The 23,058-nt window shown below is 45.9% G+C and carries 21 protein-coding genes and 1 pseudogene; 19 read left to right on the top strand and 3 right to left on the bottom strand.

Annotated elements, in window-relative coordinates:
* The first annotated feature begins 39 nt into the window (after window positions 1–39).
* The 19 genes and pseudogenes from cmk to gltA all read left to right on the top strand — a co-directional run bounded on the left by cmk (window position 40) and on the right by gltA (window position 20,188).
* On the top strand, window positions 40–705 hold the full coding sequence (gene cmk / locus DXA20_RS10405; protein ID WP_118560614.1) for a (d)CMP kinase: 666 nt from the start codon (window positions 40–42) through the stop codon (window positions 703–705).
* Window positions 706–730: 25 nt separating this feature from the next.
* Window positions 731–2,665 carry a bifunctional 4-hydroxy-3-methylbut-2-enyl diphosphate reductase/30S ribosomal protein S1 gene (locus DXA20_RS10400; protein ID WP_118560612.1) on the top strand — a complete coding sequence of 645 codons (1,935 nt, stop codon included), beginning with the start codon at window positions 731–733 and terminating at the stop codon, window positions 2,663–2,665.
* Window positions 2,666–2,828: 163 nt separating this feature from the next.
* Window positions 2,829–3,605 (top strand): CheR family methyltransferase, encoded by a 777-nt coding sequence (locus DXA20_RS10395; RefSeq protein WP_118560629.1) that lies wholly within the window; start codon window positions 2,829–2,831, stop codon window positions 3,603–3,605.
* A gap of 203 nt (window positions 3,606–3,808) precedes the next feature.
* Window positions 3,809–4,816 carry a phosphate acyltransferase PlsX gene (gene plsX / locus DXA20_RS10390; RefSeq protein WP_022306261.1) on the top strand — a complete coding sequence of 336 codons (1,008 nt, stop codon included), beginning with the start codon at window positions 3,809–3,811 and terminating at the stop codon, window positions 4,814–4,816.
* A 78-nt stretch (window positions 4,817–4,894) separates the two neighbouring features.
* On the top strand, window positions 4,895–5,149 hold the full coding sequence (locus DXA20_RS10385) for an acyl carrier protein (protein ID WP_022306260.1): 255 nt from the start codon (window positions 4,895–4,897) through the stop codon (window positions 5,147–5,149).
* Complete coding sequence (rnc, locus tag DXA20_RS10380; RefSeq protein ID WP_118560610.1) at window positions 5,146–5,874, top strand: ribonuclease III; 729 nt, start codon at window positions 5,146–5,148, stop codon at window positions 5,872–5,874. The genes DXA20_RS10385 and rnc overlap by 4 nt, the downstream gene beginning before the upstream one ends.
* A complete protein-coding gene (locus DXA20_RS18690) occupies window positions 5,865–7,553 on the top strand; it encodes an AAA family ATPase (RefSeq protein ID WP_330420773.1) in 1,689 nt (562 codons plus the stop codon). The genes rnc and DXA20_RS18690 overlap by 10 nt, the downstream gene beginning before the upstream one ends.
* Window positions 7,460–9,426, top strand: a pseudogene (gene smc, locus DXA20_RS18685) (chromosome segregation protein SMC). Before DXA20_RS18690 ends, smc begins: the two are co-directional and overlap by 94 nt.
* A gap of 105 nt (window positions 9,427–9,531) precedes the next feature.
* Window positions 9,532–10,458, top strand: coding sequence for a signal recognition particle-docking protein FtsY (ftsY, locus tag DXA20_RS10370; RefSeq protein ID WP_118560627.1), 927 nt, complete (start codon window positions 9,532–9,534; stop codon window positions 10,456–10,458).
* A gap of 20 nt (window positions 10,459–10,478) precedes the next feature.
* Window positions 10,479–11,696, top strand: a complete 1,218-nt coding sequence (gene ilvA / locus DXA20_RS10365) for a threonine ammonia-lyase (RefSeq protein ID WP_118560608.1) — start codon at window positions 10,479–10,481, stop codon at window positions 11,694–11,696.
* A gap of 133 nt (window positions 11,697–11,829) precedes the next feature.
* Window positions 11,830–13,044 (top strand): ATP phosphoribosyltransferase regulatory subunit, encoded by a 1,215-nt coding sequence (gene hisZ, locus DXA20_RS10360; RefSeq protein WP_118560606.1) that lies wholly within the window; start codon window positions 11,830–11,832, stop codon window positions 13,042–13,044.
* Window positions 13,045–13,108: 64 nt separating this feature from the next.
* Window positions 13,109–13,759, top strand: coding sequence for an ATP phosphoribosyltransferase (gene hisG / locus DXA20_RS10355; protein WP_022306253.1), 651 nt, complete (start codon window positions 13,109–13,111; stop codon window positions 13,757–13,759).
* A 36-nt stretch (window positions 13,760–13,795) separates the two neighbouring features.
* Window positions 13,796–15,091, top strand: a complete 1,296-nt coding sequence (gene hisD, locus DXA20_RS10350) for a histidinol dehydrogenase (protein WP_118560604.1) — start codon at window positions 13,796–13,798, stop codon at window positions 15,089–15,091.
* A 74-nt stretch (window positions 15,092–15,165) separates the two neighbouring features.
* Window positions 15,166–15,756: an imidazoleglycerol-phosphate dehydratase HisB gene (hisB, locus tag DXA20_RS10345; protein ID WP_022306251.1), complete on the top strand. Its 591-nt coding sequence runs from the start codon at window positions 15,166–15,168 to the stop codon at window positions 15,754–15,756.
* Window positions 15,757–15,785: 29 nt separating this feature from the next.
* Entirely contained in the window at window positions 15,786–17,048 is a 1,263-nt protein-coding gene (gene hisIE / locus DXA20_RS10340; RefSeq protein WP_118560602.1) for a bifunctional phosphoribosyl-AMP cyclohydrolase/phosphoribosyl-ATP diphosphatase HisIE, read from the top strand.
* 26 nt (window positions 17,049–17,074) lie between these two features.
* Window positions 17,075–17,248 carry a hypothetical protein gene (locus DXA20_RS16200; RefSeq protein ID WP_022306249.1) on the top strand — a complete coding sequence of 58 codons (174 nt, stop codon included), beginning with the start codon at window positions 17,075–17,077 and terminating at the stop codon, window positions 17,246–17,248.
* Between the two features lie 23 nt (window positions 17,249–17,271).
* A complete protein-coding gene (locus DXA20_RS10335; RefSeq protein ID WP_118560600.1) occupies window positions 17,272–17,769 on the top strand; it encodes a CYTH domain-containing protein in 498 nt (165 codons plus the stop codon).
* Between the two features lie 61 nt (window positions 17,770–17,830).
* On the top strand, window positions 17,831–18,709 hold the full coding sequence (locus DXA20_RS10330; RefSeq protein ID WP_022306247.1) for a sulfide/dihydroorotate dehydrogenase-like FAD/NAD-binding protein: 879 nt from the start codon (window positions 17,831–17,833) through the stop codon (window positions 18,707–18,709).
* Window positions 18,710–18,799: 90 nt separating this feature from the next.
* Window positions 18,800–20,188, top strand: coding sequence for an NADPH-dependent glutamate synthase (gltA, locus tag DXA20_RS10325; protein ID WP_022306246.1), 1,389 nt, complete (start codon window positions 18,800–18,802; stop codon window positions 20,186–20,188).
* Between the two features lie 148 nt (window positions 20,189–20,336).
* On the opposite strand, the gene DXA20_RS10320 is transcribed toward gltA, so the two are convergent.
* From DXA20_RS10320 to DXA20_RS18680, 3 genes are read right to left on the bottom strand one after another with little or no spacing between them, the layout of a single operon-like run.
* Complete coding sequence (locus DXA20_RS10320) at window positions 20,337–21,665, bottom strand: sensor histidine kinase (RefSeq protein WP_118560598.1); 1,329 nt, start codon at window positions 21,663–21,665, stop codon at window positions 20,337–20,339.
* Complete coding sequence (locus DXA20_RS10315) at window positions 21,655–22,401, bottom strand: LytR/AlgR family response regulator transcription factor (RefSeq protein ID WP_022306244.1); 747 nt, start codon at window positions 22,399–22,401, stop codon at window positions 21,655–21,657. Before DXA20_RS10315 ends, DXA20_RS10320 begins: the two co-directional genes overlap by 11 nt.
* The gene (locus DXA20_RS18680; RefSeq protein ID WP_022306243.1) at window positions 22,376–22,984 is read right to left on the bottom strand and encodes an accessory gene regulator B family protein; all 609 of its coding nucleotides are present in this window, start codon (window positions 22,982–22,984) and stop codon (window positions 22,376–22,378) included. The genes DXA20_RS10315 and DXA20_RS18680 overlap by 26 nt, the downstream gene beginning before the upstream one ends.
* Window positions 22,985–23,058 lie beyond the last annotated feature (74 nt).

Below are 23,058 nucleotides of genomic sequence, written 5' to 3'. Positions count from 1 at the left end.
CATGATTGCCGTAATTTATAGAAGAGTGAGGATATGAACATGAAAAGTATAGCAATCGACGGACCGGCTGGTGCCGGCAAGAGCACGATCGCCAGAAAAGTGGCAGAAAAATTATCATTTATCTATGTAGATACCGGAGCAATGTACCGTTCCATGGCACTTTATTTTATCCGCCATGATATTGCGGCACAGGACGAGGAAAAGATTGCGGCGGCCTGCCCGGATATTGATGTTTCTATCGCCTATCAGGATGGGGAGCAGCAGGTGATCTTAAACGGGGAGAATGTCAATGGTCTGATCCGTACCGAACAGGTCAGCATGATGACTTCTGACACATCAAAGTATCCGGTTGTCCGTGAGAAGCTTCTGAGTCTGCAGCGCGGACTGGCAGAGAAGGAAAATGTCATTATGGACGGAAGGGATATCGGAACCTGTGTCCTTCCGAATGCCGATGTCAAGATCTATCTGACGGCAAGTGCAGCGGAGCGCGCAAGAAGAAGATATAAGGAGCAGACAGAGCGCGGCGTTGACTGCGATATCAAGGAGATCGAGAGGGATATCATTGCGAGGGATGAGCAGGATATGAACCGTGAGGTGGCACCGCTTCGTCAGGCAGAGGACGCTGTATTAGTGGATTCCTCTGACATGACGATCGATCAAGTGGTTGACGAGATCATCCGCATCTATCAGGAGAAGACAGTCTGAAGCAAAGAACCGGGGAGGAAATACGATGGAAGTCACAGTGGCAAAAAGCGCGGGATTCTGCTTTGGTGTCAAACGCGCCATTGATACCGTATATCAGGAGATCGAAAAGGGCGAGCAGGTATTTACCTTAGGTCCGATCATTCATAACGAGCAGGTGGTACAGGAGCTGGCAGACAAGGGAGTCAGAGCGATTCATTCTCTCGAGGAACTTGCCGATATAAAAGAAGGAACGGTGGTCATCCGTTCCCACGGGGTATCCGAAAAGGTTATCCGGCAGTTGGAGAAGTATGATATTAAGATCGTAGATGCGACCTGTCCATTCGTCAGCAAGATACACCGCATTGTGCAGGAAAAGTACCGGGAAGGATACCGGATTGTCATTATCGGCAGCAGGACACACCCGGAAGTGGAGGGCATCAACGGATGGTGCGAGGACAGCGCGGCAGTTCTCGAGACGGTCGATGAGGCGGAAAGTTTTCGCCCTGATCCACAAAAAAAGCTGTGTATTGTATCACAAACGACTTTTAATTACAAGAAATTTAAAGATATGGTTGATATTTTTGAAAAAAAGAGTTATGATATACTTGTTATGAATACAATTTGCAACGCTACCGAAGAGCGTCAGACTGAAGCAGGTACTATTGCAAGGCAATCCGACGCGATGTTGGTGATAGGTGGAAAACACAGCTCGAACACCCAGAAACTGTATGAAATCTGCAGCAAAGAGTGTCCGAACACATATTTTATACAGACACTTGACGACCTGAATTTGGAACTATTTCAATCTTTTCGTAGCGTGGGTATTACTGCCGGGGCATCAACCCAAATAATATTATTAAGGAGGTTCAAGCTAATGTCAGACATGAACAATGACTTTGAACAGATGTTAGAAGCATCACTTGTAACAATCCACAATGGAGAGATTGTAGAAGGGACAGTTATCGATGTAAAGGAAGATGAGATTGTCCTTAACATTGGCTACAAAGCCGATGGTATCATCACACGTAATGAGTACAGCAATCAGTCAGGAATCGACTTGAGAGATGTTGTTAAGGTTGATGATGTTATGAAAGCAAAGGTTCTTAAGGTGAACGACGGAGAGGGTCAGGTTTTACTGACATACAAGCGTCTCGCTATGGAGAAGAGTAACGAGCGTATCCGTGAAGCATTTGAGAATAAAGAAGTATTAAAGGCTACAGTAACTGCTGTATTATCCGGCGGTTTAAGTGTAGTTGTTGATGAGACAAAGATCTTCATCCCTGCAAGTCTTGTATCTGATTCTTATGAGAAGGATCTTTCCAAGTACAACGGACAGGAGATTGAATTTGTTGTAACTGAGTTCAATCCTAAGAAGAGAAGAATCATCGGTGACAGAAAGCAGCTTCTGGTTGCTGAGAAGGCAAAGCTGAAAGAGGAGCTTTTCGCAAGAATCCACGTTGGAGATGTTGTAGAGGGTACTGTAAAGAATCTGACCGATTTCGGTGCATTCATCGATCTTGGTGGAGCAGACGGACTCCTTCATATTTCCGAGATGTCCTGGGGACGTGTTGAGAATCCTCGCAAGGTATTCAAGGTTGGCGATGTAACAAAGGTTCTCATTAAGGATATTAAGGATGATAAGATCGCATTAAGCCTGAAGTTCGAGGATCAGAACCCATGGTTAAATGCCGATGGTAAATATAACGTAGGTGCAATCGTTAAGGGTAGAGTTGCAAGAATGGCAGATTTCGGTGCCTTCGTTGAGCTCGAGCCGGGTGTTGACGCACTTCTTCATGTTTCTCAGATCTCTAAGGAGCATGTGGATAAGCCATCTGATGTACTGTCAGTAGGACAGGAGATCGAGGCTAAGGTTGTTGATTTCAATAACGAGGATCACAAGATCAGCCTGAGCATGAAGGCTCTGTTGAATGACAACGCTTCTGAGGAAGAGGAAGTTGCTGTGGATACAGACGCTGAGTAATTCGCAAGAATAATTCCTTTCGCCAATCCATCATCGATGGGTTGGCGAATTTTTGCTTATGGGGAGAAGCGGTAGAATACGGTGGGATACATCCTTTTATGGGGAAAAGTGACAGAAACCGTGGTTCATGGCTTATGAGCTGAGAAAGGAAAGCAGGATTTGTATGGGTGATTATGAAGTTTTTAAATCGAAAATATTTCAAATGACAAAGATTGACTTAAGCTGCTATAAGGAACGCCAGATGAAACGCCGGATTGATGCGCTCATTGTGAAGGCGGGGATTGCCACCTATGATGAGTATGTTGCTGCACTCAAGAAGGATCCGGCATTGCTGGAAGAGTTTGTGACATATTTGACGATCAACGTGTCTGAGTTTTACCGCAATCCGGATCAGTGGAAGGTGTTGGAGAATGAGATCCTTCCGTATTTGTTTGAACGTTTCGGTAACGATATCAGGATCTGGAGTGCAGCGTGTTCTACCGGGGATGAGCCATATACGCTTGTGATGCTGTTGGCGAAGTTTATTCCGTTGAACAGGATCCACATTCTGGCGACAGACCTGGATAAGCAGGTGTTAGAGAAGGCACAGATCGGTCTCTATGATGAGAAGAGTCTGAAAGGTTTACCAAAGGAATTTATCAAAAAGCATTTTACACAGGTGGGGGGGGAGAGCTATCAGATTCATGATGAGATTAAGAAATGTGTAGAGTTTAAACAGCACAATCTTCTCAAGGACTCATATCCTTCCGGATGCGATATGATCGTCTGCCGTAATGTGATGATTTACTTCACGGAGGATGCCAAGAAGTCGATCTATCACAAGTTCAATCAGGCGCTTAATGAGGATGGCATGCTTTTCGTGGGGAGCACGGAGCAGATCATATCTGCGGAGGATTATGGATTTACAGCGTATCGCTCATTCTTTTACAAAAAGGATTAGATTATTTGGCGGTTTTTAAGGCGGCAGGCTTTAAAAACCGCCGTTTTTGTGGTATTGGAAAATGCTCGGCTTGTTTTCGCTCACTTCTTGCACTATGAAACAAATTCGGGTATAATATACTTTGTATGCTTATGCACAGGAGACGTCTGACAACACAGAAGCACTGTGCAAGATCAGGAGAAGCAGGAAAGGTTGGATAAGAAATGGACGAAAAGATCAGGATCGTAGTGGATGCCATGGGAGGAGATAATGCTCCGGAAGCCCCGGTACATGGTGCCGTAGATGCGCTGGCAGAGAATAATAAAATTGAGATTACCCTGGTTGGCCGTGCAGAGGAAGTACAAGCAGAGCTTGCCAAATACAGTTATGATGAAAGCAGAGTTCAGATCGTTAATGCAGAAGACGTGATCGGTTTTGATGAGCCACCGGTAGAAGCGATCCGCAAGAAAAAGGATTCCTCGATCGTTGTCGGTATGAAGCTCGTCAAAAAGGGCGAGGCGGATGCGTTTGTATCGGCAGGAAGCACCGGCGCGATTCTGGTAGGAGGACAGCTTGTTGTAGGCAGGATCCGCGGCGTGGAGAGAGCACCGTTAGCTCCGCTTATCCCAACGACAGACGGCGTATCTCTTCTGATCGACTGTGGTGCCAATGTAGATGCAAGAGCCTCTCATCTGGTGCAGTTTGCAAAGATGGGATCCATCTATATGGAGAATATCGTGGGGATCAAGAATCCGCGTGTGGCAATCGTCAACATCGGTGCCGAGGAAGAAAAGGGGAATGCCCTGGTTAAAGAGACATATCCTTTATTAAAAGAATGTGATGACATTAACTTTATCGGAAGCATTGAAGCGAGAGACATTCCGAAGGGTGGTGCAGACGTTATCGTCTGTGAAGCATTTGTCGGCAATGTTATACTGAAGCTGTATGAGGGACTTGGTTCTGCACTGCTTCATATGGTCAAGAAGGGGCTGATGAGTTCTCTTCGCAGTAAGATCGGTGCACTTTTGATCAAGCCGGCACTGAAGCAGACATTAAAGTCCTTCGATGCATCCGAGCATGGAGGTGCACCATTGTTAGGACTCAAAGGTCTTGTTGTTAAAGCACACGGAAGCTCCGGCGAGGCCGAGATCAAGACGGCGATCCTTCAGTGCATTTCCTTCAGCGAGGAAGGCATCAACGACCGTATCCGCGAGAATTTAAAGCTTGATTAGACGATGGTTTCCGATTCGGATTGCCGGAATATAGGCTTAAGTGACTTGTGATAGAGTTTTGCAGAAATGAGGGTTCATATGGAATATGAAAAGCTGCAGAAGCTGCTGGCAGAGATATTAGAAGTAGAGCCGGAGCAGATCCGGCGGGAGAAGTCCTTTGTGAGAGATTACGGTGCTGATTCACTGATGCTTTATCAGATACTGATGGGCGTGGAGGCAGTGTTTGGAGTGATCGTTGAGGAAGAGGAGGCTGTCCGTTGGAATACGGTGGGACAGCTCTGGGAATATTTACAGACAGGCAGAGGAATTACAGGAAAGGGTTTGGCGCAATGAAAGCAAAAATGATGGAAGAGTTTGAGAAAGAAGTTGGCTATATTTTTCAGGACAAAACACTGCTTGCGACAGCATTGACGCATAGCTCATACTCCAACGAGAAGCACATGAAGAAGTCACAGTGCAATGAACGGCTGGAGTTTCTGGGGGATGCGGTGCTGGAGCTGGTATCGAGCGAGTTTATTTTCCGCAATCATCCGGACATGCCGGAGGGCGAGATGACTAAGACGAGAGCCAGCTATGTCTGTGAACCGACTCTGGCACTTTGTGCCAAAGAGATTCATCTGGGCGATTACCTCCGCCTTGGCAAGGGAGAAGAGCTGACCGGCGGAAGACAGAGAGATTCCGTGCTTTCGGATGCGTTAGAGGCAACGATCGGTGCCGTATATATGGATGGCGGCTTTGAGCCTGCCAAGCGTTATATTGAAGCACATATCCTTAAGGATATTGACAATAAAAAGCTGTTTTATGACAGTAAGACATTTCTGCAGGAGATTGTGCAGAGACATGAGGGCAATACTTTAGAATACCGTCTGATCGGTGAGAGTGGACCGGATCACCACAAGGAATATCAGGCGGCGGTATTTGTCAATGGAAGACAGATCTCCACGGGAATCGGTCAGACTAAGAAGAAGGCAGAGCAGTCCGCAGCCTATGAGGCAATCCTTATCTTGAAGAGAGAGTCTGACAGTCAGAATAAGCAGGGAGAACATACATGTATTTAAAAAGTCTGGAAGTGCATGGTTTTAAATCATTTGCCAATAAACTTATTTTTGAATTTCATAATGGAATTACGGCGATTGTCGGACCAAACGGCAGTGGTAAGAGTAATGTTGCCGATGCCGTGCGCTGGGTGCTTGGAGAGCAGAGTGCCAAGCAGCTTCGTGGTGCGAAGATGGAGGATATCATCTTTGCGGGAACAGAGCTTCGTAAGCCGCTCGGTTATGCGTATGTGGCGATCACCATCAGCAATGAGGATCACAAGCTGAATGTGCCGTACGAGGAAGTGACGATCGCCAGACGTGTGTATCGTTCCGGAGAAAGTGAATATCTGTTAAATGGGGCATCCTGTCGTCTTCGTGACATTCAGGAGCTGTTGTTTGATACCGGTATCGGTAAAGAGGGATATTCGATCATCGGACAGGGGCAGATCGACAAGATCCTAAGCGGTAAACCGGAGGATCGCCGTGAGCTGTTTGATGAGGCGGCAGGTATCGTGAAGTTCAAGAAAAGAAAAGCAGCTGCCGAGAAGAATCTGGCCGAGGAGCAGCAGAATATGGTTCGTATCGAGGATATTCTGTCAGAGCTTGAAAAGCAGGTCGGACCTCTTGAAAAGCAGTCCGAGAAGGCACATGAATACCTGATCTACCGTGATGAACTGCGTGGACTCGATGTGAATATTTTCCTGATGGAATATGACCAGATCCATACCGAGATGGAGGATGTGTCCAGAAAACAGGACATTGCATCGGCAGATCTGGAAAATGCAAGAAAAGAATTTGAAGAGACGAAAAACGAATATGCACAGGTGGAAGAGATTCTCGAGAAGCAGAATCAGAGCCTGGAACAGAACAGGGAAAACCTCACGACATCCCGTGTATCCTTAAACGAACAGGAGGGAAATGTCAAGGTGCTGCAGGAGCAGATCCGCAGTGCCGGACAGAATGAGGAGCATTATAAGGAACGTCTGGAAAGCTTACAGAAGTCTTTAAATGAAGCGAAGGAAGAAAAGGCAGGCTACCAGGAAAAGCAGGATGCATTTGATGAAAAGCTTGCCGGAATCCGCCGGGAGCAGGAGCAGCTGCAGGAGATTCTGGCGCAGACAAGCAGTCAGATCGCAGAAGCCGAGAGAGAAATTGCCGACCGCAATGATGAGATTATGAAGGCAATGACACAGACGACGGAGATCAAGACAACCCAGCAGAAGTTTGAGACAATGCTGGAGCAGATCAATGTCAAGCGTGCAGAGCTGACAAAGCGTGTTCTTGAGAATAAATCTGAGGCGGCAGGACTGCAGGAAGCGATGGAGGAGCAGAAGGCTGTTCTGTCCGATATTTCGGACAAGATTGAGGGCATGGATGCCAATACGGTTGAGATCCGCAATTCGATGAAGAAGCTTTCCGAGAGAAGTCAGGAGTTAGAGAAGGAGCACCGCGATACACAGCAGAAGTTCCATATGGCAAATTCGCGGTTAAATTCTCTGAAAAACATGACAGAGCGGTACGAGGCTTTGGACAGAGTATACGCCGTGTCATGGAGCAGAAGGAGCATAACCCGGGCATTATCGGTGTTGTTGCCGATATTATCCGTGTGGAGAAGGATTACGAGATCGCCATTGAGACAGCGCTTGGCGGAAGTATCCAGAATATCGTTACGGACAATGAGCAGACCGCCAAAGCAATGATCGCCCTTCTGAAAAAGAACCGCTATGGACGTGCCACGTTCCTTCCGTTGACGAATATTTCCGGAAGGGGAGTCAATCAGGCACAGAATATTCTGCAGGAGCCGGGTGTGGTCGGTTTTGGATCCTCGCTGGTTCATGCGGAGGCGAGATTTGACCGGCTTGTGGAATATCTTCTCGGAAGATTTGTTGTTGTAGACCACATCGATCATGCAATCGCGCTTGCTAAGAAGTATAAGCATTCCCTGCGGATCGTTACCAAGGAGGGAGAGCTTTTAAATCCGGGTGGTTCCATGTCCGGTGGTGCTTATAAGAACAACAATAACCTTCTCGGACGTCATCGTGAGATGGAGAATCTCGAGAAGGAGGTTCAGGCACAGCGTGACCGGATGCGCGGTATTGTGAAAGAACAGGAAGAGGGCAGACAGGAAGCCAAAGAGCTGCAGGATGCCATGGAGAACAATCGTAAGATCCGTCAGGAACTGATTCTGAAGCAGAATACGGCGAAGATCAATTACGACAGAGCCAAGGGAGATTTCTTAAAGAATCAGGATGATCTGGATCAGATCCGTCTGGAGAGTCAGGGAATCGATACCCAGAAGGCAGAGCTTACCGGTCAGCTTGATGCATTGAAGGCAAGCATCAGTGACACGGAAAGCAAGAGCAAAGAAAACGAGACACATCTGGAGGAGTTAAATAAGTCTCTGGAACAGCTTCGTGAGGAAGAAAAGAGGCTGACCGAGAAGAACAGTGAATACTCCTTAAAAATCTCCACAGAGATCCAGAGCAATGAGTTTGTTGCTCAGAATATAGAGCGAATCGATCAGACCATGAAGGGGCTGAAGGAGGAATTTGAGGCGACTGCCGGAGACAGCCGTCAGGCGGAAAATCTTATGCAGACAAAGCAGCAGGAGATTGAAAGTGCCAGAAAGCAGATCGAGGAGACGAAAAAGTCGATCGAAGCTCTGGAGGAGACGATCCGGCAGGAGAGCGAGAATAAGGACAAGCTCTCCAGACAGCACAAGGATTTTATCGATAAACGAGAAAGTCTGTCCGATAAGATCAATGAGCTGGACAAGGAGTGCTTCCGTCTGAATAACCAGAAAGACAAGATGGAGGAGCGGATCAATTCAAGAACCACCTATATGTGGGAGCAGTATGAGCTGACCTATCATGCGGCGGAGGAGCTTCGGACAGAGACGGAACTTAGCATGCCGCAGATGAAGCAGGAGATTAGTTCTCTGAAAGGAAAGATCAAGCACTCGGTGATGTCAATGTCAATGCCATCGAACAGTATCAGGATGTGCTGGAGCGCTATACACAGCTTAAGACACAGCATGATGATCTGATCAAGGCGGCGGGCGTTCTGGAGGGTATCATCAACGAATTGGATGAGTCAATGCGCAAGCAGTTTGCGGAACAGTTTGCGGAGATCAGAGAACGTTTCGATAAGGTGTTTAAGGAGCTGTTCGGCGGTGGCCGTGGTACCCTGGAGCTTCTGGAAGAGGAGGATATCCTGACGGCGGGCATCAAGATCGTTGCGCAGCCTCCGGGAAAGAAACTGCAGAACATGATGCAGCTTTCCGGTGGAGAGAAGGCACTGACGGCGATCGCACTGTTATTTGCGATCCAGAGTCTGAAACCGTCACCGTTCTGTCTGCTGGACGAGATCGAGGCGGCGTTAGATGATTCTAACGTAGACCGCTACGCACAGTACTTACATAAGCTGACAAAGGATACACAGTTCATCGTGATCACGCATCGTCGTGGTACGATGAATGCGGCAGATATCTTATATGGAATCACCATGCAGGAAAAGGGTGTTTCTACACTTGTATCCGTAAATCTTCTGGATGAGAAGGATGTTGTCAATTAACGATATGATGCAGCAGAGATATCTGCGGCATCCGTTTGGGGCAGAATATCGTCTGTGTCAAATATCATTACATATATCGCGGTAATGGCGGGAAATGGAGTAATTATGGGATTTTTTGACAGATTAAAAAGCGGTCTGACAAAGACCAGAGATAATTTTGTGTCAGGGCTTGATTCCCTTTTCAGTGGCTTTTCAGAGATTGATGACGATTTCTATGAGGAGCTGGAGGAGATCCTGATCATGGCTGATATCGGTGTTGTTACGACAGACCGGATCATTGAGGATCTCAAGGAAAAGGTAAAGGAACAGAAGATCAAAGAGGTTTCCGTATGCAGAGAGCTTCTGATGGATACGATCAAGCAGCAGATGAAGGTGGATGAGACGGCGTATGAGTTTGAGCATAAGACCTCTGTGGTACTGATGATCGGCGTAAACGGCGTTGGAAAAACAACCTCTGTCGGCAAGCTGGCAGGCCAGCTTAAGGCAAAGGGCAAAAAGGTCATTCTGGCGGCAGCCGATACCTTTCGTGCCGCAGCGATCGAGCAGCTCACCGAGTGGTCGAACCGGGCAGGTGTTGAGATCATTGCAGGTCAGGAGGGAGGCGACCCGGCATCGGTTGTCTTTGATGCGGTCAATGCAGCGAAAGCAAGAAAGGCGGATGTGCTGATCTGTGATACGGCAGGACGTCTTCACAATAAAAAGAACCTGATGGAGGAGCTTCGCAAGATCAATCGGATCATTGAGAGAGAATTTCCGGAGGCATATAGAGAAACACTGATTGTGCTGGATGGTACGACCGGGCAGAATGCACTGGTACAGGCGAAACAGTTTGCGGAGGTTGCAGACATTTCCGGAATCGTTCTGACGAAATTAGACGGCACTGCAAGAGGCGGTATTGCGATCGCAATCCAGTCCGAGATGAATATACCGGTTAAATATATCGGTATCGGAGAGCAGATCGATGATCTGCAGAAGTTTGACGCAGACAGCTTTGTGGATGCGCTTTTTGAGAAAAGAGAAGAGGAACAGTAAGAAAGGCATGGTGATATCAGATGATGACATTGGAAAGTTTTGAGAAGGCAGCAGAAAAGGTAAAGGAAGTCACACTTCCGACCAATTTGATCTACAGTGATTATTTTTCACAGATGTCCGGCAACAAGGTATATTTAAAGCCGGAAAATCTGCAGAATACAGGAGCATATAAGGTAAGAGGTGCTTATTATAAGGCGAGCACACTGACAAAGGAGGAGCTGGCGCATGGACTGATCACTGCATCGGCAGGCAACCATGCACAGGGTGTTGCCAACGCAGCCAAGCTGTTTGGGACAAAGGCTGTGATCGTTATGCCGACGACCACGCCGCTGATTAAGGTCAACCGCACCAGAAGCTATGGGGCAGAGGTTGTTCTTCACGGAAGCGTTTATGATGAGTCTTACCAGAAGGCACTGGAGATCGCCGAGGAGCGCAACATGACATTTGTGCATCCGTTCAATGATCTGGCTGTGGCAACCGGTCAGGGATCCATTGCAATGGAGATCTTCAAGGAACTGCCAACGGTTGATATTATTCTGGTACCGATCGGAGGAGGCGGACTGGCAGCCGGAGTATCTACGCTTGCCAAAATGTTAAATCCAAACATCAAGGTGATCGGTGTGGAGCCGGCAAACGCAGCCTGCATGAAGGCATCCTTAAAGGCAGGAAAGGTTGTTTCCCTGCCGAGCGCCGTAACAATCGCAGACGGTACTGCCGTAAAGACACCGGGAGACGTTGTATTCCCTTATATCCAGAAGAATCTGGATGATATCATCACAGTGGAGGATGAGGAGCTCATTGTCAACTTTCTCGATGTTGTTGAGAATCATAAAATGGTTGTAGAAAATTCCGGGCTTCTGTCTGTAGCAGCGCTCAAGCATTTAAATTGCAAGGACAAGAGAGTCGTATCGATCTTAAGCGGCGGCAACATGGATATCATTACGATGTCCTCCGTAGTACAGCATGGTCTGATCGAGAGAGGACGTGTATTTACCGTATCCGTACAGCTTCCGGATCGTCCGGGCGAGCTTGTGAATGTCGCAAATGTGATCGCACAGCTTAAGGGTAATGTCATCCGTCTGGAGCACAACCAGTTTGTCAGCATCAACCGTAACGCCGCTGTTGAACTTAAGATTACGCTGGAGGCATTTGGTCATGAGCATAAGGAACAGATTGTGTCCGCATTACGGGACAAGGGTTATGATCCGAAGTTAGAAAATCCAACCAGCCTTTACTAATTAAAAGACACCGGTATGGCAGATACGAAGAAACAAAACCGATATCCGGAAAGCGTTTTTTCTGATAAGGTCTGTGACCGAGCGCACCCGGCTCAGACGAAGATATATTACCGTGCGCAGAAAAGAGGAGAGCATGTCAGAGCGAAATTTTGGTCAGGAACTTTTGCATACGCCCGGCGGTGTCCGGGACATTTATGGCGCAGAGTGCGCCAGTCGGTTGAAAATTCAGCAGGAGCTTCATCAGGTGATGATCTCTTATGGATTTCGTGATATTCAGACACCGACTTTTGAATATTTTGATATTTTCAGCAAAGAAAAAGGATCTGTGCAGTCCCAGGCAATGTTTAAATTCTTTGACCGGGGCAACAACACCCTGGTGCTCCGTCCGGATATCACTCCGGCGATCGCACGGTGTGTTTCAAAGTATGACAGAGAAGAGGAAATGCCGATCCGTCTCTGCTATATGGGCAACACCTTCGTCAATACAACACCGTACAAGGGAAAGCTGCAGGAGGTCACACAGATCGGTGCCGAGCTTTATAATGATACAAGCTCCGATGCGGATGCCGAGATGGTCGTGCTGACGATAGAGTGTCTGCTAAAGAGTGGACTTAAGGAGTTCCAGTTAGAGATCGGACATGCGGATCTTCTACGTGGTCTTGTCGAGGAGGCAGGCTTTTCTGAGGCGGAGGCAGCGCAGCTGTTTGAGCTGATCGAGAGCAAAAATTTCTTTGGTGTGGAGGAGCTTTTGGATCGTCTTACCGTTTCCGAACCGCTTAAGGAGATCTTTGTCAGTCTTTCTGAGCTGCAGGGAAGCTTTGATGAATCCGAAGCCTTTGTGAAGGAGAGAACCTCCAATGAGAGAGTGCTCAAAGCTCTGGATCGTTTAAAAAAGGTCGAGCAGATCGTGGCAATGTACGGTTACGAGCAGTATATTACTGTGGACTTAAGCATGTTAAGCAACTACAGCTATTATACCGGCGTGATCTTCCGCGCATATACATACGGCAATGGCGAGGCGCTGGCAAGCGGTGGTCGTTATGACGGTCTTGTCGCACAGTTTGGAAAGGATGCACCGGCGATCGGTGCGGTTATCATTGTGGATCAGCTTATGCTTGCATTAGAGAGACAGAATCTTCTTGTAAAGGAAAAGCTTGGCGGAACACTTGTTGTGTATCCGGCTGGGTACCGGGAGAAGGCGCACCATCTTGCAGCAAAGCTGCGCGGCAGCGGCAAAATCGTACAGCTTATCCGGAAGTCCTCAGGCAGAGAACTTGCACAATATCAGGAATATGCAGACAGGATCGGAGCAGATGATGTGATCCTGGTGCAGGCAGATACGATTTAAAGTATATTGATGAGAGATGGCCGGATGAGATAAATCACAACATGCAGAAGAACGGAGTGAAGAGATGAGATATATTACATTTGCCCTTGCAAAGGGACGACTGGCAAAGCACACATTAAGTCTTTTAGAGCAGATCGGGATCACCTGCGAGGAGATGAAGGACGAGAAGACAAGAAAACTTATTTTTGTAAATGAGGAGTTAGGTTACCGCTTCTTCCTTTCCAAGGCAACAGACGTGCCGACCTATGTGGAGATGGGAGCGGCAGATATCGGCGTGGTCGGAAAGGATACGATTCTGGAGGCAGGACGCAAGCTTTATGAGGTGCTTGATCTGAATGTTGGCAAGTGCCGGATGTGCGTGGCAGGTCCGGAGAGTGCCAGAGAGAAGTTAAACGATGGTTCTTTGATCCGTGTGGCAAGCAAGTATCCACGGATCGCAAAGGACTACTTCTATAATACAAAGCATCAGACGGTAGAGATCATCAAGCTGAACGGTTCGGTCGAGCTTGCCCCGATCGTTGGTCTGTCTGAGGTGATCGTGGATATTGTCGAGACAGGCTCAACTCTGAAGGAAAACGGTCTCAAGGTGCTTGAGGAGATCTGTCCTTTGTCAGCCCGTGTCGTAGTCAACGAGGTGAGCATGAAGATGGAGCATGAGCGGATCACGAAGCTTGTAAAGGATCTCAAAAAGATCGTTTCAGCCAATCAGGAATAATCAAATTTATGACAACGATACAAGGAGGAAGAAACTATGCGGATCGTTACACTGACAGAAAAAGAGAAAAACAATATTTTGGAAAACATGCTGAAAAGAAGTCCGAATCAGTACGGTAAATATCAGGATGCGGTAGACGAAATATTAAACGCCGTAAAAGTAAAAAAGGACGCAGCGCTTTTTGAGTACACAGAGAAATTTGACGGAGTGAAGATCACACCGGAGACGATCCGTGTTACAAAGGAGGAGATTGAGGAGGCTTACACACAGGTGGATGAAGAGCTGATCGATGTGATCCGCAAGGCACTTGTCAACATCCGTTCCTACCATGAGAAGCAGGTTCGCTACAGCTGGTTTGACAGCAAGCCGGACGGTACTTTGCTTGGTCAGAAGATCACACCGCTTGAGAGAGTCGGTGTCTATGTGCCGGGTGGAAAGGCAGTGTATCCTTCCTCTGTACTGATGAATGTAATGCCGGCAAAGGTTGCCGGTGTAGACCGCATTGTGATGACAACACCTCCGGGAAAGGATGGAAAGGTATATCCGGTAACATTAGTTGCCGCAAATGAAGCCGGCGTAGATGAGATCTACAAGGTCGGCGGTGCGCAGGCGATCGCAGCACTTGCTTATGGCACTGAGAGCATTCAGAAGGTCGATAAGATCGTCGGACCGGGCAATATCTTTGTGGCACTTGCCAAGAGAACCGTATACGGTTATGTCAGCATTGATTCTATTGCAGGACCAAGTGAGATCCTTGTGCTGGCAGATGAGACTGCGAACCCGAGATATGTGGCAGCCGATCTTTTATCACAGGCAGAGCATGATGAGCTTGCCAGTGCGATCCTGATCACAACAAGCATGGAACTTGCTAAGAAAGTATCTGAGGAAGTTGACGGTTTTGTGGCACAGCTTTCCCGCAAGGAGATCATCCGGAAGTCGTTAGATTCCTATGGATATATTCTGGTTGCAGACAACATGCAGGATGCCGTTGATACGGCAAACGAGATCGCATCCGAGCATCTGGAGATCATGACAGCCAATCCGTTCGACACGATGACAAGGATCCGTAATGCAGGAGCAATCTTCCTCGGTGAGTACAGCAGTGAGCCACTCGGTGATTACTTTGCAGGACCAAACCATATATTACCAACCAACGGAACCGCGAAGTTCTTTTCACCGCTTTCCGTGGATGATTTCGTCAAGAAATCAAGCATCATTTCTTACTCGGAGGAAGCATTAGCACTTGTTCATGAGGATATCGAGAAGTTTGCAAAGGCGGAGAAGCTGACTGCTCATGCCAACTCGATTGCCGTGCGGTTCGAGGAAAAGTAACGTTGCGCAATTGAAAGCGTTAGTGTATAATTATTTTCAACAAGTGTCCGGGAGGGACATAAGGAGGCGGAAAAGTGCAGGAGAGAAAAGCGGATATCAGCCGGGTGACCGGTGAGACAAATGTTCATATTGCGATCGATCTGGATGGAACCGGAAAGGCAGACATCCACACGGGCATTGGATTTTTTGATCATATGCTCAACAGCTTTGCAAGACATGGTCTGTTTGATCTGACGGTAGATGTGAAGGGCGATCTTGAGGTGGATTCCCATCATACGATCGAGGATACCGGCATTGTGCTGGGACAGGCGATCCGGCAGGCGGTCGGAGATAAGAAGGGCATCCGCCGGTTTGGTGACTGCATGCTGCCGATGGACGAAACCCTGATGCTTTGTGCACTGGATCTGTCCGGCAGACCTTATCTGAAGTTTTATATGCCTCTGACCGTTCCGAAGGTCGGCGATTTTGATACGGAGATGGTGCATGAGTTTTTCTATGCGGTCAGCTATGGTGCTGAGATGAACCTGCATCTTAAAATGTTAGACGGAGAGAATAATCATCATATCATTGAGGCAGCCTTCAAGGCATTTGCAAAGGCACTTGACAAGGCAGTCCAATATGATGACAGGATACAGGAGGTACTTTCCACCAAGGGAAGTTTATAGGATTTTAAGCAGAGAAAGGCGTTTAATTTATGAGTCAGAAGAAGATAATACCATTTATCAACGGAGAGAATGAGCTTTCCTCAAGCATTGTCACACTGGCTGACCGGTATTGCTGCGAGGGAGCAGACAGTCTTTATTTGTATAATTTTACCGGCGATGAAGCATCCCATGAGGAGTTTCTACACACACTGAGAGAGATTGAGAAGGACATTGACATTCCGTTTATGGCGGGGGTTCATGTGAACCGATTTGAGGATGCCAAGAAGGCTCTTTATACCGGTGCATCCCGCATTGTTATGCGCAGGGCGGTACTTCCGGTGGAGAAGGAGCTTACGGAGATCCTGGCGCGCTTTGACAAGGATAAGCTTGCGATTGAGATCGATATGCAGAGAGATCCGCATACGGCAGAGCAGCTGAATCAGTATTATGATATGGGCTTTGGCATGGTGATCCTCAAGCATGTGGATGTGACCGAGAAGCTTATTCAGGCAGTGTCCGGCTGTAAGGCAGAGGTGCTGATCCGCGATGGATTGATCCGAAATGACCTTGCAGAGCTGATGGGGCTTGACAAGGTTCTGGGAGTATCCACGAATTACTTCGAAGAAAAAGATATCTATAAAGCGAAACGAAGCCTGAAGGAGAATGGGATCGATGTGGCAGTTTTTGAGTCTGCGGTTGATTTTGCCGATTTCAAGCTGATGGATAACGGACTGATCCCGGCAGTGGTTCAGGACTATCGTACCAATGAGGTACTGATGGTAGCCTATATGAATGAAGAATCCTTCCGCCATACACTGGAGACCGGAAAGATGACTTATTACAGCCGCAGCCGTCAGGAGCTGTGGTGCAAGGGAGACACCTCCGGACATTATCAGTATGTCAAAAAGCTTATGATCGACTGCGATAATGATACGATCCTTGCAAAGGTGCGTCAGATTGGGGCAGCCTGCCATACCGGCAACAGAAGCTGCTTCTTTACAGAGCTTGCCAGCAGGGATTATGTGGATACCAATCCATTGACGGTGCTTACCGAGGATTACGATGTGATCCGCGGCAGGAAGGAGCATCCGAAGGAAGGCTCTTATACTAATTATCTTTTTGACAAGGGAATTGACAAGATCCTCAAGAAATGCGGAGAAGAGGCGACCGAGATGGTGATCGCCGCGAAGAATCCGGATGCGGAGGAGTTAAAATACGAGATTGCAGACCTGCTGTATCACACCATGGTATTGATGGTAGAATGCGGTCTGGATTGGAATGATGTTATGAAGGAGTTAGTGAACAGACGTTAATTGATCTATGGAAAGGAGGAATTGATATGGTTCCTGTACTTTTAGCAAAGTCGATTGCTGATCTCACCTTTGGAGGAGCATTTCTTTGGTATCTGATCAAGGCACTGGTCAGTGCGGCTGTTGCGTATGCAGCGATCCTGTTAGGAATCCGTTGGCGCAAGTCTAAGAATGCCAAGGCTGCAGCCGAGAAGGCACTGTAGTTATCAGAGTTTGGAGAGCATATATGGAAATTGAGAAAAAGTTTCTGGTACGAAAGCTTCCGGAGAACCTCACACAGTATTCCGTGAAGCATATGGAACAGGGGTATCTCTGCACAGATCCCGTGCTCCGTATCCGAAAGAGCAATGACCGGTATATTTTAACCTACAAGTCTCGCATCGGGCTTGAAGGACAGGAGGGGGTTCGTGTCAATCAGGAGATTGAGGCACCACTTCATAAGGATGGTTATGAGCATCTTCGCAGAAAGGTGGATGGCAGTCTGATTATTAAGGACCGCTATATCATCCCGCTGCCGGACGGACATACCGGAGAGCTTGATATCTTTCATGGAGTATTGGAGGGACTCGTCTTTATTGAGGTTGAGTTTGTTGATCAGGAGGATGCACAGAGGTTTGAACCACCGGAATGGTTTGGCGATAATGTCAGCGATGATCACCGGTATTCCAACAGTTTTTTATCAACATGCAAGGATTTATCAGTTTTTTCTATCGGGAAATGCTGATGAAATAAATTAGCTTTTTTAAGGAAAAAGCTGTTATCACACAAGAAAATGGAGGCTCATTATGTTTAAGATTGTTAAAAAAGAGTATCTTGCCAACAATATCTGGCTCATGGATATTGAGGCACCCAGAGTGGCAAAACACTGCCAGCCCGGACAGTTTGTCATCGTAAAAATGGATGAGGAAGGAGAGCGTATTCCACTGACTGTCTGCGATTATGACAGAGAGAAAGGGACAGTTACCATCGTTTTTCAGACGGTAGGAGCTTCTACAATGGAAATGGCAGAGTATGAGGTCGGAGAGAGCTTTGAGGACTTTGTTGGACCTTTGGGATGTCCTTCCGAGCTGATCGAGATGCCGATCGAAGAGTTAAAGAAGGAGAAGATCCTTTTCGTATGTGGCGGTGTTGGTACCGCACCTGTTTATCCACAGGTTAAGTGGATGAAGGAGCATGGTGTTGACGTTGATGTTATCATTGGTGCAAGAACAAAGGATATCCTGATTCTTGAGGATGAGATGCGCAAAGTGGCAGCAAACCTTTATATTGCAACAGATGATGGCTCTTATGAGTTCAAGGGAAATGGCTGTGACAAGATCAAGGATCTTTATGCACAGGGCAAGAGCTATACAAGAGTGGTTGCGATCGGACCAATGATCATGATGAAATTTGTCTGCCTGCTGACAAAGGAAATGAATATTCCGACAATCGTCAGCATGAATCCGATCATGGTAGACGGAACCGGTATGTGTGGCGCATGCCGTCTGAAGGTTGGCGATGAGATTAAGTTTGCCTGTGTAGACGGTCCTGAGTTTGACGGTCATCTGGTAGACTTTGATCAGGCAATGAAGCGTCAGATAATGTACAAGACAGAGGAAGGTCGTGCAAAGCTTCGTTTTGAAGAGGGAGAGACCCATCACGGCGGATGTGGCCAGTGCCACTAATGTTTTGTGCATCAGGAACAGTGAATGTGCTGTTTCAGGCATATACATCAATAGGAACAATGAAAATCGCATGCAGAAATGAGGATAGATATGGAAGTAGATGTTATGAAGAGAATTCCTGTCAGAGAGCAGGATCCAAAGGTACGTGCTACAAACTTCGATGAGGTTTGTCTGGGATACAACAAAGAAGAAGCAATGGCAGAGGCAACACGCTGCCTGCAGTGTAAGAATCCACGCTGCGTTCAGGGATGTCCGGTTAATATTGACATTCCGGGATTCATCAAAGAAGTTGGAGAGGATAATGTTGCCGGTGCTTACAAGGTGATCAGCAAATATTCCGCCCTCCCTGCTGTCTGTGGTCGTGTATGTCCACAGGAGAGCCAGTGTGAGTCTAAGTGTGTACGCGGCATCAAGGGTGATGCCGTATCCATCGGTAAGCTGGAGCGTTATGTGGCTGATACTGCAAGAGAGCAGGGAATCAAGCCGGAAGCAGCTGTCGAGAAGAAGGGCAAGAAGGTTGCCGTGATCGGTTCCGGTCCTGCAGGACTTACCTGTGCCGGTGATCTGGCAAAGCTTGGCTACGATGTAACAATCTTTGAGGCACTTCATAAGGCCGGTGGTGTTCTTTCCTACGGAATCCCTGAGTTCCGTCTGCCAAAAGATCGTGTCGTAGCGGCTGAGGTAGAGAATGTAAAGGCTCTGGGCGTAAAGATCGAGACAAATGTTGTTATCGGTAAGGCAACAACGATTGATGAGCTTCTGAATGACGAGGGCTTTGATGCGGTATTTGTTGGTTCCGGAGCAGGACTCCCTAGATTCATGGGTATTCCGGGTGAGAATGCCAACGGAGTATTCTCTGCAAACGAGTATCTGACCAGAAGTAACCTGATGAAAGCATTTGATGATAAATATGATACACCGATTATTGCCGGCAAGAAGGTTGCTGTCGTTGGTGGTGGTAACGTAGCAATGGATGCAGCAAGAACAGCACTTCGTCTGGGCGCTGAGGTTCATATCGTATATCGTCGTAGTGAGGAAGAGCTTCCTGCCAGAGTCGAGGAAGTACATCATGCAAAGGAAGAGGGAATCGTATTTGATCTCCTCACCAATCCAACCGAGATTCTTGTTGACGAGAACGGAAGTGTTAAGGGCATGACATGTATCCGCATGGAGCTTGGAGAGCCGGATGATTCCGGAAGAAGAAGACCGGTTGAGATCGCAGGTTCTGAATTTACGCTGGATGTAGATACGGTTATCATGTCCTTAGGTACCAGCCCGAATCCACTGATCTCTTCTACCACAAAGGGGCTTGAGATCAACAAGAGAAAATGTATCATTGCAGAGGAGGAGAACGGTCAGACCACGAAGGAAGGCGTATATGCCGGTGGTGATGCGGTAACAGGTGCAGCAACCGTAATTCTTGCAATGGGTGCCGGTAAGGCAGCTGCAAAGGGAATTGATGAGTTCCTGAGCAAATAATGAAATATAGTTCCGTGGCTGAGTAAGCTTTGATCTACTTGAAATGGAATATAACAATATGGACTCCCGGTTACCGGAAATGGTGACGAGTCCATATTGTTATATTCCGGGATAATTGCAATTTTAGGGTGTGGATCCGGATCTTGCTTTAAACATGGTTTGAAACCGGCAGTGCGTCAGATGATTTTATGGGAATTACAATAATGGTTTCAAATGTATAATCTTTTGTAAAGCAAGAATACGTTCCGTCATATTTTTTGACCAGTGATCTCACATTGGTAAGGCCATATCCATGATAAAGTTCGTGGGTACTTTGACTGGCAGGTGATGATTTCAGCTTTGGTTGACATGTATTTTTGATATGAATAATAAATTCCAATTTCGTAGTAAAAAGTTCTGTATATATTTTTCTGGGGTGGGGAGAGGGGATTCCTCTGGTTGCATTCAGACTATTATCTAACAAATTTCCAATGATAATACACAGATCATAATCGTCTGTCGGGATGCGGGAAGGGATGATCTGTATCTTTGTATCGAACTGAATGTTTTCATTCTGCGCAATCGTCATATAATTGCTTACAAAAGCATCAATCACTAAGTTGCCAGTGTTGATGCGGCTATAGTTTTGCTCCAGATGGTCAAGAGCGTTTTGAATATAAGAGATTACATCTGTATAATGTTGTGCTTCGATACAGTTTTGGATATAAAAAAAGTGTTTTTTTGTATCGTGCAACAAACTTCGCGTATTACGGTAAGCGGATGAGAGCTGTTGATATTTTGTTGTTTGAAAATCTACCTGTTTGGAGAGCTCCCGCTCTTTTTCTTTTAATGTGGCGACTTGTATTACATTGTCCAATAAATAATAATTTACAATATTTAAGGATAATAAACAGATCAGGACGGTGATATAATATGCATCTGCGATGGCATTTCCGGAAGATAAAAAACATTGTATTATGACAATTAAAATAATAAAGGATAAAAATGGTGTTAATATGATCAACAGATTATAAGAAACACTTTGGCTTTTGTATTTCTTATGCCATAATTGACGAAACAGAAAACAAAAAAACCAAATACAAAATTGTGAAATAAATGAGAGCTGTATATCAGAGATTAAAGCTGCCGTATGAGGGAAACATATGGATAGAAAAAATAAGTCAGCATTTCCCCCAAGACCACAAATCAACTGAAAACTGACTGAGACAAATAATCTATTACGAAATGTGCAATATGGATAGAGGTACGTGAGAATAACGGTAGTCAGACATCCTATGGTGATCAAAAGCAATGGTTTCGCCATGGTTTGGTTCGATATAAGCAGTCTGTTCGCGTTATATAAAATAATCTCGACAAATAGGAAACAGGAAAAAACAAGGGATTTTGGTAACTGTTTTTTAGGACTGCTTAAAAATAAATTCAGATATAAATATAATAGAGCGATGTCTATCACAGATGAAATGATATCAAATACCATGGTTACCTCCGTATATTATCATATGTTTTGTAAATAGGTCGCTAATCTCGCGTGCTTGTCTTCGGCTTAATGGCAGTTCGGTGCCGTTGGTGAGAATCAGTTTGGTATCACAAATATAGTGAATAAAGTCCATATTTACTAAGAACCCCCGACAAGGCGTAACAAAGCCATGGGGACTTAACGTCTGTTTCCATTGGAGCAGTGTCCCATGACTTTGTATCGTATGGTCAGTCAGAACAAAATCCAGACGGTTTTTTTCGTATTTTACAGCTTTTATATATAGAATGTTTTGTATATTTACGAGTTCTTTTTCTTCGCCGGCAGGAACAATGATTTTTTTACTCTGTGACTGTCTGTAGGATTGTAAGATTTTATTTAGGATCATGACAATGTCCGGATAAGTCAATGGCTTTTGTAAATACCAAAATGCCCGTACATTGAAGCTGTCCTGCATATATTGTGGATAGTGGCTTACAAAAATAATGCACACATCTTCCATATCGATTTCACGAACTCTGGCGGCGGTTTCAATACCGCTAAGACCGGGCATTTCGACATCAAGAAACAGGATTTGAAAACAAGGTGTTTTGTTAATGGTCTGTAGTAAGTCATTTCCTGAAGAAAAACAAGTGATGTCAAATTCTATATCATAGTTCATTTCATAGTGCTTCATATAATCGTTTAAGATTCGGATATCCTCTTTTTCGTCATCACAAATTCCGACTTGCAGCAGCATAAGCATTCTCCTTTTTATTTTGTATTTTACTTATTATAACACCAACGGCGGTGATTGTGACACAAAACGATAAAGTCGTCAACAATATATACCAATTTAAGAGAAAAGCAATGGTATATATGAGGATGATACAAACATAAACAATGTGAGCACGTTTTTTTAAGTAAACGCGTCTTGTTTGAGATATCGGTCGATGTCGTGTGTCTGCAGGAGCATAGAGAAACAAACAAATCATGGAAATTATCCAACAAGAACAGACAATAAGCGGATAAGAATGCATAAAAGGAACAATATATATGCATAAAAGATAACAGAAAATGGATAATATCATACAGCTCATAGGAGTAGAGGCATGCCATCCGCCAGAAAAACTTCGTAAAAAATAAAAGAATAAAAGAAAAAGCAAACACACAGGTAGTCTATGTACGATAATAGCAAAGAGTATAAACGCTGTAGTGAACAGTAATTGATTGCAAATATAAGAAAACAAATAGGTATAAATTTCACTTTCTTGTTTTGAAATTTGATGAGATTCATACAATATAGATGTCGTAACCGAACTTACGCGTTGTGTTATAAACATAAAAGATACCTCCAAAATAAAATATATATATTATAGTACAAAGATTGTTTTCTTGACAATATGAGATTGAGTGG

The sequence above is a fragment of the Roseburia sp. AM59-24XD genome (assembly GCF_003478445.1).
Taxonomy (GTDB): Bacteria; Bacillota; Clostridia; order Lachnospirales; family Lachnospiraceae; genus Jutongia.
This window is presented reverse-complemented; position numbering and strand designations above follow the sequence as displayed.

What these genes read in the sequence shown, in the direction of transcription:
- DXA20_RS10385 (WP_022306260.1), top strand. Translation starts at nt 4,895, where the DNA reads ATGGAATATGAAAAGCTGCAGAAGCTGCTGGCAGAGATATTAGAAGTA.
- gltA (WP_022306246.1), top strand. Translation starts at nt 18,800, where the DNA reads ATGGAAGTAGATGTTATGAAGAGAATTCCTGTCAGAGAGCAGGATCCA.
- ftsY (WP_118560627.1), top strand. Translation starts at nt 9,532, where the DNA reads ATGGGATTTTTTGACAGATTAAAAAGCGGTCTGACAAAGACCAGAGAT.
- DXA20_RS10395 (WP_118560629.1), top strand. Translation starts at nt 2,829, where the DNA reads ATGGGTGATTATGAAGTTTTTAAATCGAAAATATTTCAAATGACAAAG.
- hisD (WP_118560604.1), top strand. Translation starts at nt 13,796, where the DNA reads ATGCGGATCGTTACACTGACAGAAAAAGAGAAAAACAATATTTTGGAA.
- DXA20_RS10320 (WP_118560598.1), bottom strand. Translation starts at nt 21,665, where the DNA reads ATGGTATTTGATATCATTTCATCTGTGATAGACATCGCTCTATTATAT.
- DXA20_RS10330 (WP_022306247.1), top strand. Translation starts at nt 17,831, where the DNA reads ATGTTTAAGATTGTTAAAAAAGAGTATCTTGCCAACAATATCTGGCTC.
- plsX (WP_022306261.1), top strand. Translation starts at nt 3,809, where the DNA reads ATGGACGAAAAGATCAGGATCGTAGTGGATGCCATGGGAGGAGATAAT.
- DXA20_RS10400 (WP_118560612.1), top strand. Translation starts at nt 731, where the DNA reads ATGGAAGTCACAGTGGCAAAAAGCGCGGGATTCTGCTTTGGTGTCAAA.
- DXA20_RS10315 (WP_022306244.1), bottom strand. Translation starts at nt 22,401, where the DNA reads ATGCTGCTGCAAGTCGGAATTTGTGATGACGAAAAAGAGGATATCCGA.
- hisZ (WP_118560606.1), top strand. Translation starts at nt 11,830, where the DNA reads ATGTCAGAGCGAAATTTTGGTCAGGAACTTTTGCATACGCCCGGCGGT.
- hisG (WP_022306253.1), top strand. Translation starts at nt 13,109, where the DNA reads ATGAGATATATTACATTTGCCCTTGCAAAGGGACGACTGGCAAAGCAC.
- DXA20_RS16200 (WP_022306249.1), top strand. Translation starts at nt 17,075, where the DNA reads ATGGTTCCTGTACTTTTAGCAAAGTCGATTGCTGATCTCACCTTTGGA.
- ilvA (WP_118560608.1), top strand. Translation starts at nt 10,479, where the DNA reads ATGATGACATTGGAAAGTTTTGAGAAGGCAGCAGAAAAGGTAAAGGAA.
- rnc (WP_118560610.1), top strand. Translation starts at nt 5,146, where the DNA reads ATGAAAGCAAAAATGATGGAAGAGTTTGAGAAAGAAGTTGGCTATATT.
- DXA20_RS18680 (WP_022306243.1), bottom strand. Translation starts at nt 22,984, where the DNA reads ATGTTTATAACACAACGCGTAAGTTCGGTTACGACATCTATATTGTAT.
- DXA20_RS18690 (WP_330420773.1), top strand. Translation starts at nt 5,865, where the DNA reads ATGTATTTAAAAAGTCTGGAAGTGCATGGTTTTAAATCATTTGCCAAT.
- DXA20_RS10335 (WP_118560600.1), top strand. Translation starts at nt 17,272, where the DNA reads ATGGAAATTGAGAAAAAGTTTCTGGTACGAAAGCTTCCGGAGAACCTC.
- hisIE (WP_118560602.1), top strand. Translation starts at nt 15,786, where the DNA reads ATGAGTCAGAAGAAGATAATACCATTTATCAACGGAGAGAATGAGCTT.
- cmk (WP_118560614.1), top strand. Translation starts at nt 40, where the DNA reads ATGAAAAGTATAGCAATCGACGGACCGGCTGGTGCCGGCAAGAGCACG.